The 16,221-nt window shown below is 37.4% G+C and carries 17 protein-coding genes; 2 read left to right on the forward strand and 15 right to left on the reverse strand.

The genetic code is table 11. The features are described from left to right. Window positions 1-7 precede the first annotated feature (7 nt). Together LC419_RS12520 and LC419_RS12525 are read right to left on the reverse strand one after the other, a co-directional pair. Window positions 8-988: a glycosyltransferase family 2 protein gene (locus tag LC419_RS12520; RefSeq protein ID WP_223607680.1), complete on the reverse strand. Its 981-nt coding sequence runs from the start codon at window positions 986-988 to the stop codon at window positions 8-10. Then, on the reverse strand, window positions 988-1,878 hold the full coding sequence (locus LC419_RS12525; protein WP_223607681.1) for a lysophospholipid acyltransferase family protein: 891 nt from the start codon (window positions 1,876-1,878) through the stop codon (window positions 988-990). The genes LC419_RS12520 and LC419_RS12525 overlap by 1 nt, the downstream gene beginning before the upstream one ends. A gap of 81 nt (window positions 1,879-1,959) precedes the next feature. Between LC419_RS12525 and LC419_RS12530 the strand changes: the two genes are divergently transcribed. Beyond that, complete coding sequence (locus LC419_RS12530; RefSeq protein WP_223607682.1) at window positions 1,960-2,532, forward strand: thioredoxin family protein; 573 nt, start codon at window positions 1,960-1,962, stop codon at window positions 2,530-2,532. Window positions 2,533-2,566: 34 nt separating this feature from the next. On the opposite strand, the gene LC419_RS12535 is transcribed toward LC419_RS12530, so the two are convergent. The 4 genes from LC419_RS12535 to LC419_RS12550 form a co-directional block, all read right to left on the reverse strand. Beyond that, a complete protein-coding gene (locus tag LC419_RS12535; protein WP_223607683.1) occupies window positions 2,567-3,955 on the reverse strand; it encodes an aldehyde dehydrogenase in 1,389 nt (462 codons plus the stop codon). A gap of 17 nt (window positions 3,956-3,972) precedes the next feature. Further along, window positions 3,973-5,535 (reverse strand): hypothetical protein, encoded by a 1,563-nt coding sequence (locus LC419_RS12540; RefSeq protein ID WP_223607684.1) that lies wholly within the window; start codon window positions 5,533-5,535, stop codon window positions 3,973-3,975. 323 nt (window positions 5,536-5,858) lie between these two features. Next, window positions 5,859-6,905, reverse strand: a complete 1,047-nt coding sequence (locus tag LC419_RS12545; protein ID WP_223607685.1) for an HlyD family secretion protein — start codon at window positions 6,903-6,905, stop codon at window positions 5,859-5,861. Window positions 6,906-6,910: 5 nt separating this feature from the next. Continuing rightward, the gene (locus tag LC419_RS12550) at window positions 6,911-8,248 is read right to left on the reverse strand and encodes a TolC family protein (RefSeq protein WP_223607686.1); all 1,338 of its coding nucleotides are present in this window, start codon (window positions 8,246-8,248) and stop codon (window positions 6,911-6,913) included. A gap of 35 nt (window positions 8,249-8,283) precedes the next feature. On the opposite strand from LC419_RS12550, the gene LC419_RS12555 reads away from it, so the two are divergent. Further along, on the forward strand, window positions 8,284-9,189 hold the full coding sequence (locus LC419_RS12555) for an AraC family transcriptional regulator (protein ID WP_223607687.1): 906 nt from the start codon (window positions 8,284-8,286) through the stop codon (window positions 9,187-9,189). A 211-nt stretch (window positions 9,190-9,400) separates the two neighbouring features. Here LC419_RS12555 and rplI read toward each other — a convergent pair whose 3' ends face one another. The 9 genes from rplI to LC419_RS12600 form a co-directional block, all read right to left on the reverse strand. Beyond that, window positions 9,401-9,919 carry a 50S ribosomal protein L9 gene (gene rplI, locus LC419_RS12560; RefSeq protein WP_090021821.1) on the reverse strand — a complete coding sequence of 173 codons (519 nt, stop codon included), beginning with the start codon at window positions 9,917-9,919 and terminating at the stop codon, window positions 9,401-9,403. A gap of 170 nt (window positions 9,920-10,089) precedes the next feature. Continuing rightward, complete coding sequence (gene rpsR / locus LC419_RS12565; RefSeq protein ID WP_034706728.1) at window positions 10,090-10,392, reverse strand: 30S ribosomal protein S18; 303 nt, start codon at window positions 10,390-10,392, stop codon at window positions 10,090-10,092. 32 nt (window positions 10,393-10,424) lie between these two features. After that, complete coding sequence (rpsF, locus tag LC419_RS12570; protein WP_034706729.1) at window positions 10,425-10,766, reverse strand: 30S ribosomal protein S6; 342 nt, start codon at window positions 10,764-10,766, stop codon at window positions 10,425-10,427. Window positions 10,767-10,877: 111 nt separating this feature from the next. Next, window positions 10,878-11,636: a hypothetical protein gene (locus LC419_RS12575; protein WP_223607688.1), complete on the reverse strand. Its 759-nt coding sequence runs from the start codon at window positions 11,634-11,636 to the stop codon at window positions 10,878-10,880. A gap of 5 nt (window positions 11,637-11,641) precedes the next feature. Continuing rightward, on the reverse strand, window positions 11,642-12,991 hold the full coding sequence (locus LC419_RS12580) for a chloride channel protein (RefSeq protein WP_223607689.1): 1,350 nt from the start codon (window positions 12,989-12,991) through the stop codon (window positions 11,642-11,644). 318 nt (window positions 12,992-13,309) lie between these two features. Then, the gene (locus LC419_RS12585) at window positions 13,310-13,663 is read right to left on the reverse strand and encodes a hypothetical protein (protein ID WP_223607690.1); all 354 of its coding nucleotides are present in this window, start codon (window positions 13,661-13,663) and stop codon (window positions 13,310-13,312) included. Further along, window positions 13,660-13,851 carry a hypothetical protein gene (locus LC419_RS12590; protein ID WP_072923960.1) on the reverse strand — a complete coding sequence of 64 codons (192 nt, stop codon included), beginning with the start codon at window positions 13,849-13,851 and terminating at the stop codon, window positions 13,660-13,662. The genes LC419_RS12585 and LC419_RS12590 overlap by 4 nt, the downstream gene beginning before the upstream one ends. A gap of 30 nt (window positions 13,852-13,881) precedes the next feature. Beyond that, entirely contained in the window at window positions 13,882-15,195 is a 1,314-nt protein-coding gene (locus tag LC419_RS12595; protein ID WP_223607691.1) for a dihydrolipoamide acetyltransferase family protein, read from the reverse strand. Between the two features lie 63 nt (window positions 15,196-15,258). After that, entirely contained in the window at window positions 15,259-16,086 is an 828-nt protein-coding gene (locus LC419_RS12600; protein ID WP_223607692.1) for an S-adenosyl-l-methionine hydroxide adenosyltransferase family protein, read from the reverse strand. Between the last annotated feature and the right edge of the window lie 135 nt (window positions 16,087-16,221).

The raw sequence follows: 16,221 nt of genomic DNA on the forward strand, positions 1-16,221 counted from the left end.
CCTAAACCTACTTCCTTCCACCTAAAAAATACCTGAAGATCAGCCATTTTGATTGATAGAACTTGATTTTCTGATGATTCTGACGGAGTTTCCATGTTCCCGGAAGTTGGGCGTAAAATCCAAAATGGGCTCTTACAACGGCCCACAGATGTGGAAATCCGTTTTTAAATCCGAAATAAATTCCGGCAATTCCGTCTAAACAGAGTCTGAAAAAAATTAATCCTATCAGTTTGGGAAACGGAAGGTTTTTCAGCATCATGGAAAGGTTGTTGCGGATATTTAAGTATGTTTTCTGTGCACTTTGCTTATTCAGGGTTCCGCCACCTACATGATAGACTTTGGATTTTCCTGTGTAGAAAATTTTTCTTCCTGAATTAATCAGTCGCCAGCAGAGATCGATTTCTTCCTGATGAGCGAAAAATCTTTCATCAAAACCTTTCTGTTCCCAGAAGTCTTTTGAACGGATAAAGAAACTACATCCTGAAGCCCAGAAAATCTCTGTTTCATCATCATATTGTTCTTTGTCTTCTTCTACATCATCAAATACACGGCCACGGCAATAAGGATAACCCAGATTGTCAATAAGGCCACCAGCAGCACCGGCAAATTCAAAAAATGTTTTATGGTTAAAAGACAATATTTTCGGTTGTATCGCTGCTATGGAAGCATCTTTCTCAAATAATTCCAGAACAGGACCTGTCCAGTTTTCAGTAACTTCTACATCAGAGTTGAGAAGACAGTAATATTCATTTTTTATTTCCTTTAAGCCTTCATTGTAGCCACCGGCAAAACCATAGTTTTGAGTGTTTTTAATGATTTTTACGGCAGGAAAATGAGTCTGTATAAATGTGATTGAATCATCGGTAGAAAGATTGTCGATGACATAAATATCTGCATCTTGAGAAAAACTGACCACGCTTGGAAGGAATTTCTCAAGCCAGTTTTTACCATTCCAGTTTAAGATAGCAACGGCTAATTTTTTCGGCATCAGGATTTATTTTTATCGCTATCAAATGTTTTAATAGCACTTTGGTATTTCCATTTTCTGTGGGACCAAAGATAATTGTCAGGATTTTTGTGAAGTGTATTTTCGAGAAGTTTATGGAACTTTTTTACTACCTCATGTTCTGTAAACTTTTCACCGTCCGGGTAGATTCTGTGGTAATTGACCTGATAATAACCCCGTTTTACTTTCTTCATTTCGCAATAAATAAAAGCGAGGTCCATTCTGGTAGCCAGTTTATCATACCCTATAAAGGCAGGTGTTCTCTGGTGAAGGAAATCTAATCCGTAATTGACATGAGCAACATGCGGAGTCTGATCTGCCACAAACATATAGGCTGATTCACCGTCACTTTTAGACCTGAAGATATTCATGATCACTTCATTAGCCTCCAGCGCTTCATTTCCAAATTTGTTTCTTACTTTTTTCATCTGGTTTTCCCAGAAATCGCTGTTGACCTTTCTGTATACCGGATGGCAATGTTTTTGGGGAATAACTCTCGCGAAAGCATTCATCCATTCCCAGTTAAACACATGGCCTGCCAACATAATCACATTTTTGCCTTCAGCTTTGGCTTCATGAAACACATCCTGATTGATGTGCTGCATTCTTACCCTGGCTTCCGTTTCAGAAATGCTGAAAGATTTAATGGTCTCTACAAGATAATCAGAGAAGTTAAGATAGAATTTCTTTCGGATGATTCTGATCTCCTCTTCCGACTTTTCAGGGAAAGATTTTTGCAGATTTTGAGTAATAACATTCTTTCGGTAGCCTACCAGGTAGTAGTTCAGGAAGAACATAACGTCCGAAAAAATATACAATACTTTAAGCGGAAGTTTTGAAATGAAATATAATATTTTGATTAAGAAATTCATAAAACATGCAAATCTAGTGATAATAAAATTATAGTTCTATTTTTGCTTGCAATAAGTATAAATTTTTTTTATTTTTATGTTATGAAAAAATTGTCAATCATAGCCTTTCTGGGACTGAGTATATTTGCTTTATCACAGGAAACCAAAAATGTACCGGAAGGAAGAAAGCAGGATAATGCCCTTTTGGTGAAAACTGATCATGCAGAGCTGGATGCAAAGAAGAAAGCTGGTGAAGAGAAGGCTAAACTTCCTAAACCTTACGATCCGAAAGCCAATGCAGAGGCTGATATCAATACATTAATTGCCAAGGCTAAAAAAGAAGGAAAAAATATAATCATCCAGGCTGGAGGAAACTGGTGTATCTGGTGTCTCCGTTTTAATAATTTTGTTCAAAGTACACCTGAATTAAAAGAAACAGTAGATAAAAACTACGAATATTATCATTTGAATTTTTCTCCGGAGAACAAGAACGAAAAAGTTTTTTCTAAATATGTAGATGTCAAAGAAAAACTGGGTTATCCTTTTTTCATTGTTCTGGATAAAAACGGAAAATTGATTCATGTCCTGAAAGACAGCTCCGTTTTAGAAGAAGGTAAAGGCTACAGTAAAGAAAAAGTAAAAGAATTCTTTACCCAATGGGCGCCTAAGTCATAAAAAATACAACCGGGAAATTTCCCGGTTTTTTTATTTAAAGCAGTTTTTTAATCCAGCTTAATTTCTTTTCAGAATAAGGAGGATATTTAATATTGGGTTCGCCCCAGGTTGCTTTTTCCAGGACAGACTTCTGATGCGAAAAGGCTTCAAAGCCATATTTTCCATGGTAATTTCCAATACCTGATGCTCCAACTCCTCCAAACGGTAATCTCTCGTTACCTAAATGCATGATCACATCATTGATGCATCCGCCACCAAAGGAAAGTTTCGATAGAAAAGCTTCTTTTTCCTCAGAATTTCTGGTGAACAGATAGGCGGCAAGCGGTTTTTCCTGTTCAAGGATGGTTGTCATAACGAGATTAAAATGAGTAAACCTGATCACAGGCAATATAGGACCGAAAATCTCTTCCTGCATGACATCATCTTCCCAGTTTACATCATTCAGAAGGGTAGGTTCAATATATAATTTCTCTTCGTCAAAATTCCCTCCAAAATAAATTTTTCCTTTATTGATAAGCTTCGCCAGACGGTCGAAATTTCTACGGTTGATTATTTTGGTATACTGTTCGGCATCCGGTCCGTATTTGAATTCCGTGATGTATTTTCTCAGCATTTCCAAAAACTGTTCATGAATGGCTTCTTCTACCAAGAGATAATCGGGTGCTACACAGGTTTGCCCTGCATTCAGAAATTTTCCCCAGACGATTCTTTTGGCGGCTACTTCAAGATCTGCATCTTTGGTAATAATAGCCGGAGATTTTCCTCCCAATTCCAGAACAACAGGAGTTAAATGCTCTGCAGCCGCCTTATATACGATTTTTCCAACTTTCGTGCTTCCTGTAAAAAAAATTTTGTCGAATTTCAGTTTTAATAGTTCTGTGGTTTCATCAATGCCTCCTTCATAAACATATAAATACTCAGCAGGGAAATTCTCGTTGATAAGTTTTGCCATCACTTTCATGGTGTTTTCTGCTATTTCGCTGGGTTTTAAAATACAGCAGTTTCCCGCAGCCAATGCGGCGATCATAGGAGAAAGCGACAGTTGATAAGGGTAATTCCAGGCTCCGATTACCAGAACACAGCCCAACGGTTCGGGATGAATACTGCTTTTTCCAATCTGATTGGAAAGATTAGTTGTAACCTTTTTAGGCTTTGAAAGCGTGTTGATGTTGTTCAGATAATACTTAATATCATTCAGAACAAAAGAAAGCTCTGTGGTAAATGTATCAAACCTAGATTTGCCGAAATCCTTATGAATGGCTTCATATAAAAGATCTTCATTCTTCAGAAGAATATCCCGAAACTTTTCAAGATACATTTTCCTGAATTTGAGGCTTTTCGTCTGCTGTGTTTTGAAAAAAGTCTGTTGATTCAATACGATTTCCTGAATGTCCATAACATCAAATTTCCTGAAGTATAGCAAATTTTCGGCCTAAACAATCACATAATATTTCTCACCGCAATTTTCACAGGATGATACAGCAGTAAAGCAAAAGCCGTAATCAATGCCAGCCAGAAAAGTCCGGTGAAAATTTCCATATTGGAAAGAAGAATCGACTGAGCGGTTATTTTTCCTTTAAATGCACCGGCAGTCATAGATAACGACTCATTGACAGGGAGTTTGGCCAGATTAGCTCCGAAAATCTGGTTCCACTGGCTGTAGAAAACAGGATTGGTATCTGTCATATTGAAACTCAGGGTGTCAGAATGTTTTAGCGTTAAAAACAGCATCAAATTTTGCATTAACGCATATCCGATCGCGGTGGTCCAGAAACGGGTGGTAGTTCCTAAGGCCGTTGCATTAGCGACATATGGTTCCGGCATTCCGGAAATCAAAAAGAAAACAAGCGGCGTAAACAATAATCCTTGTGCGATTCCTTGCAGAAATAGAGGCGGGCAGATCGTGAACAGCGTAGTGTCCGGATAAAACGTGTAGGTAAACCATGCACAATCGATGGCCAGCAGCAGAAATCCTGTGAAGAAAATGATCCTTGAAGAAACGCCCCGCATCAGACATATTCCTGATAAAATAACGCCCAATAAAGTCCCGGCTACATTCCAGTACTGAATATTGACAATATAATCCCACGGCCATTTCCATACGGTAGCCATAATGCTGTATACATTATTCAGCCCGGATCGGATCAGATAGAAAATAAAGAACAGAATCATTCCGGCAATGACATTTTTTGAACTGAACACTTCGTAATGAAAAAGTGGTCTTTTGGAATTCCTTTGCTTTAGCATAAATAATCCACCGGAAAGTAGAAATATAAAAAAGCACATGATAATAGTGTCGGATTCAAGCCACATCAGTCTTTTGCCATAAATAATAGCATAACCTCCCGACTGCAGACAAGCCCAAAGGAGGAACCAGCTGGTAATGTCCAGTTGATACAGAGGCATTTTTGGGAAAAATCTATTAGTATTAAAAAGAGCAATTCCGATGATCAGGACAAAGATGTGAAAGTAGGCCATCATCAGGATCATATGCTGGAAATCGTAATCTTCAATGCTGGATTTCAGTAAAGAAGTGGTGATGGTTCCGCCGGTCAGCATGATGGTGTACATAAACAGATAGGCTATTACTTTGGCGTGTTTTGTTTTTAATTCTGCGATGATCAGCGGGAGAAAAATGGCACCTTCGAACAGTCCGAAAATTCCTTCCAGAAACCGGATTACCAGAATAAGCTGATAATTATTGGTCACCGATAAAGCATACAATATAATCACAGAAACAGAGGCCATCAGAAGGATATAATATTTCACGCTGAAATACGCCATAAACCGCTGTAAAACTAAAAGCGTGACCACAAATGTCCCGTACATTAAAATCATTAAATACTGAATGTCATCTGAATCAACATCCATAAAAGAAGAGGTGAAGGCACTATTGGAATGCAAAAGCGACAACAACATCAGGTGGGGGAAAAGAGCGAGTACCAAAAGGGGCAGTTTCAGCCATTGGGGTACCCATTTGTGATAAACTATATTATGCTGCATGGTTGATGTGTTGATGTGTTGATGTGTTGATGTGTTGATTTGATGATTTGATGATTTGGTGATGGGAGAAAAAAACACGGAAAGACAAAGGAGCAGGGTGTAAAAAAGTAAAAGGTAAATTGACAAATACTTAAGAAAAATCATAAGTCTGTCGCTGCAAATCTGTCTTTCCGCTGAAAAAATCTAAGGCTATTTATTAAATGATAATATGCGAATTTAAAAATGTGAGGATGTGATCATTAATAAAGTATTCTTCTTCATTACGATCATTCATCTCTAATAACTCACACACCCTTACATTCTCTAACATTCACACTAAATCACTATATTTTTTTTGCACTCACAAGGACATTCATCCCGGAAAGCAGTTTTTCGTTATTTTGATTGTTATCAAGAATAATTTTCACAGGAAATCGCTGTTCAATTTTCACGAAGTTTCCGGTGGCATTATCCGGTTTTACCAGAGAAAACTGTGAACCTGAGGCGGGAGATACGGAAACGACTTTTCCTTTAAATTCAATATCAGGATAGGCATCTGCAGTAATGGTTACTTCCTGCTTTGAATCAATCTGTCCAAGCTGCGTTTCTTTATAATTGGCAATGATCCATTTTTCTTTGCTCACGATCTGAACCAGAGCCTGGCCTTCTTTAATAAGCTGTCCTTCCTGAATGGTCTTTTTTCCAACCCAGCCATCATAGGGAGCTGTAATCACGGTGTAAGAAAGGAAAAGTTTAGCATTGTTCAGGCTTGCAGAGCTCTGCTGGATCTGACTTCTGACAGGAGCTATTTTTGTCTGTTGCTCATTGGCGCCCGCTTTCACTGCATTTTTCTGCTGTTCCAGGGCTAAAAGATTAGCTTTTGCTTGCTCATAAGAAGCTTTTACGTTTTCAAACTGCTGTTCTGTGGCGGCATCTTCTGAAACTAAATTTTTATACCGCTTAAAATCCTGTTCCGTTCTCCATATGTCAATTTTGGCTGAAGCAATTTTAGCATCGATGATTTTGGAATCATTTTCTTTGGTATTGACGCCACTTTCAATGGTGGTGATATTTTCAGCATTCGCATGAAGGCCTGCTTCAGCCATTTTCACCTGATTGACAAACTCTCTGTTGTCTATGACAATCAGTGTATCTCCTTTACGGACAAACTGGTTTTCTTCGAACTGTATCGTTTTAATGAAGCCTGAAACCTTGCTGGAAACGGGCGTAATATATTGCTCGATCTGGGCATCATTTGTGGTGACATTTTTTCTTGAGAAAAGATAGAAACTTACCATTCCTGTCACTCCGCTGATGATCAGAATCCAGGCCAGCAGCGTGATCGTTTTGTTGATTCTTTTTTCCTTTTGTGTCAGTTGTTTCTTTGCCATAGTTTTTATAAGTTTCCAATCGTGTACTGGAGTTGGTAATATTTTAATTGTCGATTTATTTTTACGGAGATAAGATTGGATTCAGCCTCCAGATAAGCATTGTCTGCATCAATAAGCTCGGTGATCAGACTTAATTTATTGGCATATTTTGTCTTTACAATTCTGTAGTTTTCCTTGGCCTGGCCAATAGCTTCCTCTGCGATTTTAACCTTCTGATCGGTTTCTTCAAACTTCTTATACGCTTCATAAACATGATGCCGTACATTTTCATCGTTTTCCTCGATCTGAAGTTTAGCCAGATCAATATTTTCCCTTGCTTCCTGCATTTTATATTTGTTTTTATACAGGTTTTCGATGGGGTAGGTAAGATTGACGCCCAACATTCCAAGACGGTAGGCATAAGGCTCGGGAGGAAAAAACATCATATTTGGGTACTTGATAAAATATTCTCCACCGGCTGTGATTCTCGGTAAATAATTCGCTTTTGTGATCTTCTGATCCAATTGTTTTAACGAAAGGTTTTTGTGCGTCATCTCTACCGATTCATTTTTACTTAAAGCCGTTTCAGTAAGCTCATCAATATAAGGAACTGAAGCTTTGTCGGAGATCAGATCTTCCGTATCTGCATGCATTTCCTGGTTTTCCGGAAGTGAAAGAATGGTTTTAAGCTTATGTTCTGCAATCTGAATATCGTTATCCAGCTCTGTCCAGCTCATCGTATGGTTCGAAAGCTGTAAAGATGTTCTCAGGACTTCATTCACCGTAACTACTCCGTTCGCTTTCAAAGCTTTTACCTGTCTGATGTTGATGGAATCCTCCTTCATTTTATCGTTAATAAGGCTTTGCTGTTCCTTTAAATGATGGATCTGAAGAAAAGCGGTGATTATCTCCATTTTCAGCTGTCTTTCATCCTGATGGGTTCTTAAAGCTGAAATTTCGGTATCAATGGCTGCTTTCTTTTCTGTATTTCTAATCTTTCCACCCATATACACAGGAATCGAGGCTGCAAGGGTAAAATCATACATTCCGTTGATGACATCATATTTTGTGGCCTTACTGAAAAAGCCATTCTGATGCTGAAAAAGATTGGTCACCTGATTATAGCTTGTATGGAATTCAATATCCGGAAGTTTTTCCATAGCAAGGTCTTTTTCCCTGGTGACAGCCATTTCCTGTTTTAAATGGCTGATCCGGATGGTTTTGTTGTTTTTCAAACCGGTCTCTATAGCCTGTTGAAGGCTGAGATGCTGGTAATCGGTCATTTGTGAGTGTAAAAAACTGCCTGTCAGCAGTAAGCACAACGCCATGTACCTGTATGGGCAGGCGTTAAATGTCATATTCATAATTTAAGTAGAGGATTTTTGCTGAAATGATTTTGATGCTGCAAAGTTACGTTGCAGAGTATCGGACCCGATTTGCTAATACAGAAAAAGATTTGCTCATTTGCGCCAATGTAAAATTTTCTTCTTACCTTTATTCTATGAATGATAGCCATTTTAAAGCAGTAGAGGAAGAGGATGCAGAATTTTATGTCTATAATGTATTTACAGGAGGTATAACCACAGACATTCATCATCACAGTTCTGCCCAAATGGTGTATGCAGAGGGTGGAATAGTTCATATTTTTACGGATTTGAAACACTGGTATCTTCCAGCAAGATGCTTTATGTGGATTCCTGCCGGGACACCGCATTATATCTTTTCAACGAGCCCAAAAGTAGATTTTTACAATTTTTATTTTAAAAAAGAAGAAAATGAAAATGGCTTCTTTGATGAAATTAATATTTATTCTGTCAGCCATCTTCTCCGGGAAATGATTTTGTATACCAAAGACTGGAATGGAAAAATCACAAAAAATGACGGTGCTAAATATTTTTTCCTCAAAGCTTTGAAAGGAATTCTTCCTGAAAAAAGAGATAAAAAGCTGGCTTTCCCTGTTCAGCATCCGTTTCCACAAGATGAAACCCTTTTAAAGATTGCAAAATACATTCATGACAATCTTGAAAAGCCTATTACCATTGAATCTACGGCAAAAGAATTCGGGATGAGCACCAGAACCCTCTCCAGAAAGTTTAAAGAGATTTTAGGCATGAATTACGTGCGTTTTCTGCGTGCGTTAAGAATTACCCGCTCGCTGGAACTCATGATGGAAGGAAAATACAATATGTACGAAATAGCGATGATGGTAGGCTACAACAGCCTGTCTTCATTCAGCAATATTTTTAAAAAAGTAATAGGAATACCGCCTACTGAGTATCAGCAGAAACTGAGAGGAGAGGATTGATTGTATTGGTGACTTCGGGAGCCGAATCCAACCGATTTTTTTGACTGCCTCTTAGCCCCGATAGAAACGGTTACCCCGCAGTAAGAGTTGGCTAAGCGGCTGCGCGAGGAGTATGAGTGGATAGCGGGATTAAGCTTCTAAATAAAAGAAAACAAAAAAACCACTTCAAACGAAGTGGTTGATATATTTGAGAAAATCTCTTCAGAGCTTATTAAGCTTCTTCAGAAGGAGTTTCTTCTACTACTTTAGCTTTAGGAGCAGCTGGTTTAGGAGCTTCTACCGGAGCATCAGATACGATGTCGAATTCGAAATTGTACTCAACATTTCTGTGAAGTCTGATGTTTGCAGTAACTTTACCAGTTCTCTTAATCGTGTTCCCTGGGATTTTGATGTATTTCTTCTCTACAGAAACTCCAGCTTTAGCAAGAGCGTCAGAAAGATCAGAATTGTTGATAGATCCGAATAACTTGTCACCAGAACCTACTTTTGCAGGAATAGTGATAGAAGTTTTCTTCAATTGATCTACTACACCGTTAGCTGCAGCGATAAGTTTAGCTTCTTCTTCTTTTCTAGCCTCTAAAGTAGCTTCAAGAGCTGCTTTGTTTTTAGGAGTCGCTAAAAGAGCAATTCCTTGAGGAAGTAAGAAGTTTCTTGCATAACCTGGCTTTACGCTTACTGTATCAAACTCAAGTCCTAAGTTTTCTACGTCTTTTTTTAGGATGATATCCATTGTTGTTGTCCGTTTTTAGTTTTAGAGCCAAGACTAAAGAATCAAGAACCGAGACGTTACATCTTTTATCTTTTATCTTCTGTCTTTTATCTAAAAATCGTTAGAATTAAATTATTTTATTCAGCAACAAAAGAAGAGGTTGCCCTCTTCTTCTATTTATTTTTTTTGTCTTATTTTAATAAGTCAGCTACGTAAGGTAGTAAAGAAAGGTGTCTTGCTCTTTTGATAGCAGCAGAAACTTTTCTTTGGTATTTTAAAGAAGTTCCAGTGTATCTTCTTGGTAAGATCTTACCTTGCTCGTTAACGAACTGTAATAAGAAGTCAGCATCTTTGTAATCAACGTGCTTAATTCCGTATTTTTTGAATCTACAATATTTCTTTTCAGATTTTGTATTGATATCAAGTGGAGTAAGGAATTTTACTTCTGATTCTCCTCCAGCTGAGGCTTGTTTAGCCATTTCATCTATTGCCATGTCTTGTCTTTTTTAAAAAATAGGGTTAATAATTAAGCTCTAGCCGCTTTGATTTTAGTTCTTCTAGTTACAGCATACTCAACAGCGTGCTTGTCAAGTTTTGTAGTCAGGTAACGGATTACTCTCTCGTCACGTTTGAATGCTAATTCTAAATCAGCTACTACAGTACCTTCACCTTTAAACTCGATTAAAGTGTAGAATCCATTCTTTTTCAATTGAATTGGATAAGCTAGTTTTTTTAATCCCCAGTTCTCTTTGGCAACGATTTCACAGTTCTTTTCTTTTAAAAGATCTTCAAATTTTTTCACTGCTTCCTCTACCTGAGCATCAGATAGAACGGGAGTTAAAATGAAAACAGTTTCGTAATTGTTCATAATGTTAAATGAATTTGTTAATTATTTCGAGGTGCAAAATTAGAGAATATATTTGGAATATGCAATACTAGCTAGTGGAAATATATGTCTTTTTCATTAATAATAATTATTTTAGACAGTATCAAAATTAAAACCATCAAACTTGTCAGCAGTAGCTTTTAATGTATTCCAATCAAAATCGTATTTTTCTGTATCAAGCCAAGTTTCAGGAAGTTTAATCTTGAAAATGCTTTTGGGAGTGGATATGAAATTTTGGTCATCAGTGGAAGAAGAGGTTGATGTTTGATGAGAGTCGAAGCAAAATATAAAATATTGCGAAAATAAAATAGCAAATAACCCCGATAATGCTAATGTTAAATTATCAAGATTTGCTTCATGAAAATTATTATTTCGGTCATGTTTAACATTATTGTAAGCTTTATACCAACTTAGTGATATAGGTGTAGCAGAATTCCATTCGATAAAAGGTTTTAAAACTTTTGTAGTGGGACTCCAGATGTTCAAATGTAATTCATAATCACTTAATTTTGAAGCTTTATTTATTTTGTAATAATCAAGAATATTCCAGCTACCTGCTTTTGTAAATTGATTTGAACTTAAAATAGACTTACAGTTTGATTCAAATTCTGTACAAGTTCTCAGAAATAATTCATAGATCCTATGAGAATATGTATTCTTATTGTTGTCATGTGGCTCTATATAATCAAGGATATCTAAGTAGTCCTTTACAATTATCTCAAAAGCTCGAATTGAACTTATTCTTTCATTTGAATAGTCATTTTCGAGTAAATAAGTATTCGAAACTGTTCTTAAATAACTGTCATCAATAAAAGGTCTAATTATTTTCTTAAATGGTTTGTTTAGTGACATAATTTTTAGTTTTTTCTTATTTCTGTTAAAAAGTTAATTTTCAATACATCATATAAAGAATTTTTGCTCACGAGAATAGATGCTATAGATGAAACCATTCCCGCCAGCATCAGATGGAAAATAAGAGAATGTCTGTCCGTCATTTCCAGGACAATGATGGCGGATGTAAACGGAGCTCTTGTGATTCCGGTAAGAAATGCGACCATTCCAGCGAGGATGACTACATTGGTTTCGTTGGGAGTTAAATGAATAGCTCCTGAAATCACGGAACCTATACTGGCACCGGCCGTAAGGGCAGGAGCGAAAATTCCCCCTGCACCACCTGATGTAAAAGAAAGGGCAGGACCCAGCATTCTTAAGATCGGGACATACCATTCTTCATGTTTATCCTTTGTGAAAAGAACACGCTCCATAATCTCCTTTCCGGAGCCCAGAATCTCTCTGTTGATGAAATAGGCTATAGAAGCGATAAACAATGCGCAGATCACAAGAAAAATGACATTAGCCTGATCGGTTTTAAGTTTTCTTTTCTTCCAGTCACTCATTTTGAGCATCATTACAGAAAGCTGACTGGCCAGAATTCCTGCAGTTCCGGCTACAAGAATAATAGGAAACATCACCATTAAAGAAACATCATTGGTTTTTGGATATCCTAAATATAAATAAGAACCTGCTAATGTCTGAGCTGTTAGACCTGCAATGATTACGGCCGTAAATAATGCCGTCTTGAAATAGTTGATATGCGTTTTTGAAAGTTCTTCTACGGCAAATACAATTCCTCCCAAAGGTGTATTGAATGCTGCAGCAAGTCCTGCCGCTGCACCAGTCATAATCATGTTTTTCTTAGAAATTTTTGGCCACCAGTGCGGAAGATATTCATTGACCTTTCTGAATACGGAACCTGCAATTTGGATTGTGGGTCCTTCACGTCCTACAGCGCCGCCTCCAATAACAAGAACAACAGATGAAATGATTTTAAAAACAATGATTTTAAGACTTAAAAGACTCCTGATCTTGGTATGCTCCTTAGGATTGGCAAGCTCTACCGCAGCCATAACCTGTGGAATACCACTTCCTTTGGCATTCGGGGCAAATTCTTTGACCAGCCACCAGGAAAGCACAAAGCCGATAGGGGCAATAATGAAGATCATCCACGCATGCCAGTTCATAATGAAATTCAACAGATGTTCTCCCCATGCGAATATCTTAGCGTACATCACCGCAAAAAAGCCTGTGATCACAGAACCAATCCAGAAAGGAATGGCCTGAAGCAGATTATTCTTCAGTTGTTCGTTTCTTATGTTATCGAAAGACTTTTTAAGGCCTTTTCGTAAGAGGGAGAAAATTTTCAGCATTTGTGGACTTGAACATTTTATTGAACTGAAAAATAGGAAAATTAGATGGTATTTGAAAATATCTGCTGTAAAAAATAAGCTGCTTAATGATGGTTGATTGAAAAAGAGAATGAAAAGAGGGATATACTCCATGATAGTTAAGCATACATTTTATCCATACGCTTAATCAACTGCCATATGACCATCTTTACTTTGCGTAAAACAAAATATTCTGGAAAAATCCCCAAGTCTTTATACTGAACATCGAAAGGTCACAAGCCTAATAATTAAAACAAAAAAAGCTTCCCGGAGGAAGCTTTTACTTTGTATGTGTGAGTATCAGGCGAATCCGAAAAGGAAAATACCCCCGATGCCATAAATTAATAATAGAATAAGAATAAAAATAAGATTAATATTCCTGAGAATAAACTTCTTTTTATTCTGCAGAATCACTGCTTCAATAATGATATAAAGAAGCCAAACTCCGTGAAAGATCGCCATAAATATAAGCAATGCCAATCCTTCCCAGCCTTGTGATTCATTCACTGCAATACCAAAACCAAGTGTTCCGATGATCATCACAGCAAGACGAATTAAAATGTGATTTGTAACATTTTGATCAGTGGGTTGACTGACCTTTTTCTCTTTGTCTTCCTGCTTGATTTCAAACAGCTCTTTCAGTTCCTGATTCATTCCTTTTGCTTATTGTAAAGTTTCACAAAGAATTGCAATACCCCGACAAAAGCAATCAGGTTTAAGATTCCGAATAATCTAAATAAGCCCATGGAGTAGAACTCAAAAAAACTGGATATAATTTGAACAAGATCAATAAGGATAATGACTCCTACTGAAATCATGGCAATTAATGTTGCGTTTTTCATGCTCTTATTTAGATTATGGATTATTTTGTTTTATATTTCTGTGTTCAGATCCCAGTTCTGAAGATAGTCATGAACATGCTTAAGCATCATTCCACCTAAAGATCCGTCTACTACTCTGTGGTCATAAGAGTGCGACATGAACATCAACTGACGGATCGCAATCACGTCACCATCTTTCGTTTCAAGAACTGCAGGCTTCTTCACGATAGCACCGATCGCTAAAATAGCTACCTGAGGCTGAGGAATGATAGGTGTACCCATCAGGTTTCCAAAACTTCCTACATTAGAAATTGTGTAAGTGGCACCCTGTGTATCTTCCGGTCTTAATTTCTTGTTTCTTGCTCTGTACGCTAAGTCATTGATCGCTTTAGCCAAACCTGAAAGGGATAGCTGGTCGGCATTTTTAATAACAGGAACGATAAGGTTTCCGTCTGGTAAAGCAGTTGCCATACCGATGTTGATATTTTTCTTCTTAATGATGTTTTCACCACTGATAGAAACGTTGATCATCGGGAAATCCTGAATAGCTTTCACGATAGCTTTCACGAAAATCGGCATGAACGTCAGTTTTTCACCTTCACGTTTTTCGAAAATATCTTTATGCTTGTTTCTCCATTTTACAACGTTGGTAACGTCTGTTTCAATGAAAGAAGTCACGTGTGGAGCAATGTGTTTTGCTTTTACCATGTTCTCAGCAATGATCTTTCTCATTCTGTCCATAGGAATGATCTCATCGCCTGCTGCTGTAGAAACTGTAGAGACAGGTGTTGAAACCGGAGCTTTTACTGCCGGAGCTGCTGCCTGTTCTACTGAAGCTGTCTGCTGAACCGGTTGGTTTCCTCTGCTGGAAACGTATGCTAATATGTCTTCTTTTGTAATTCTTCCTTCTAAACCACTTCCTTTGATGGACTTCAGTTCAGTTTCAGAGATGTTTTCCTGTTGTGCGATAGATTTTACCAGCGGCGACAGGTAAAGGTCTCCCGAGAATTCTACATTGGCTGTAGCCTGTAACGGCTCTTCAATGGTTTTTAACGTTTCAGTATCCGGAGCAACTGCAGTAGCTTCTGTTTTCACTTCTTCTGATACTGTATTTCCTCCTTCTCCTTCAATTTCTAAAATGGCAATGGCCTCACCAACTTTAGCAACCTCGTCCTTCTGTTTCAGGATTTTTACAATTTTCCCCGAAACTGGTGTCGGAACGTCTGAATCTACCTTATCTGTTGCAATTTCAACTACGGAATCATCCTCTTTTACATTATCACCTTCATTAAATAACCAAGTGATAATCGTCGCTTCCATAACACCTTCTCCCATGGAAGGAAGCAATAATTTGTATTCTGCCATTTTTAATTTTTAGATTTTGACAAATATATAAAAAAAATCGGTTTTTTTATGAAATATATAATCTTAGACAAATTCAACATAAATATTCTCGCCTACATTGAGTCCAAACAGGCTTTTAGCGCCGTTTTTCTTGCTTCCTTTATAGATCGTAAGCTCCAATAGCTGACTGTCATTGAAGATCGCTGCTGACTGTCCATGGAATTCTGTTTCCCTTTCCCAGTCCGAAACGACTTCCGTATGGCTTGAAAACACTCTTGAAAGTGTTAAATTCCTGAATTTTATAGTAAAACCTTCGTTGCCTTTTCCGGTGCTTTCAAAAAAGTCTTTACTGATATTTGAGATTATATTTCCGAAATTATCAATATAGGTAACTTCTCCAATGATCATCTTTTCAGATTCATTGAAAACCGGTTTCGGGAAAAGAAGTTCTTTGGCAGAATCTATTTTCCGTCCGATGACTTCAGGAAGTCCGCCATTCGCCAGATGTACTGCCACAGGGACAAAAACGTCTGTTGAAGTGAAATTCACGATGTCGTCAAATCGGGTATTCAAAGTGATTTCATAGATCGCTTCCGGTTTAATGTCGAAAAATATCAGACCTAAAAGTCCGTTATCTGCCGCCAGAAAATACGAGCCATCTGCTTTATAGAGTATATTTTTTCTTGATTTATGATAAAAACTGTCTACAGACAGGATATGAATGGTGCCTTTAGGAAAATATTTATATGCATTCCGTACGATATACGAGGTCTGTATAAGGTTGAATGCCTGGATATCGTGAGATATATCAATAATATTCACCTTAGGGTTTAGAGACAGAACCTTGCCTTTCACAGCGGCGACTCTGTAATCTAAATTTCCGAAATCCGAAGTAAGGGTAATAATTGACATGAATTGGTAGTAGAATAAATAGTGTTTCCTGCAAAGTTATTTAAAATAAAAAGAAAGCCCGAAAGATTGTAGAAAAGAATTGACAGAAATTTGAAAAAAAGCTTTAATTTTAAAATCTAATAAAAATAAAATACT

The organism is Chryseobacterium sp. OSA05B (genome assembly GCF_019970065.1).
Classification (GTDB): domain Bacteria; phylum Bacteroidota; class Bacteroidia; order Flavobacteriales; family Weeksellaceae; genus Chryseobacterium.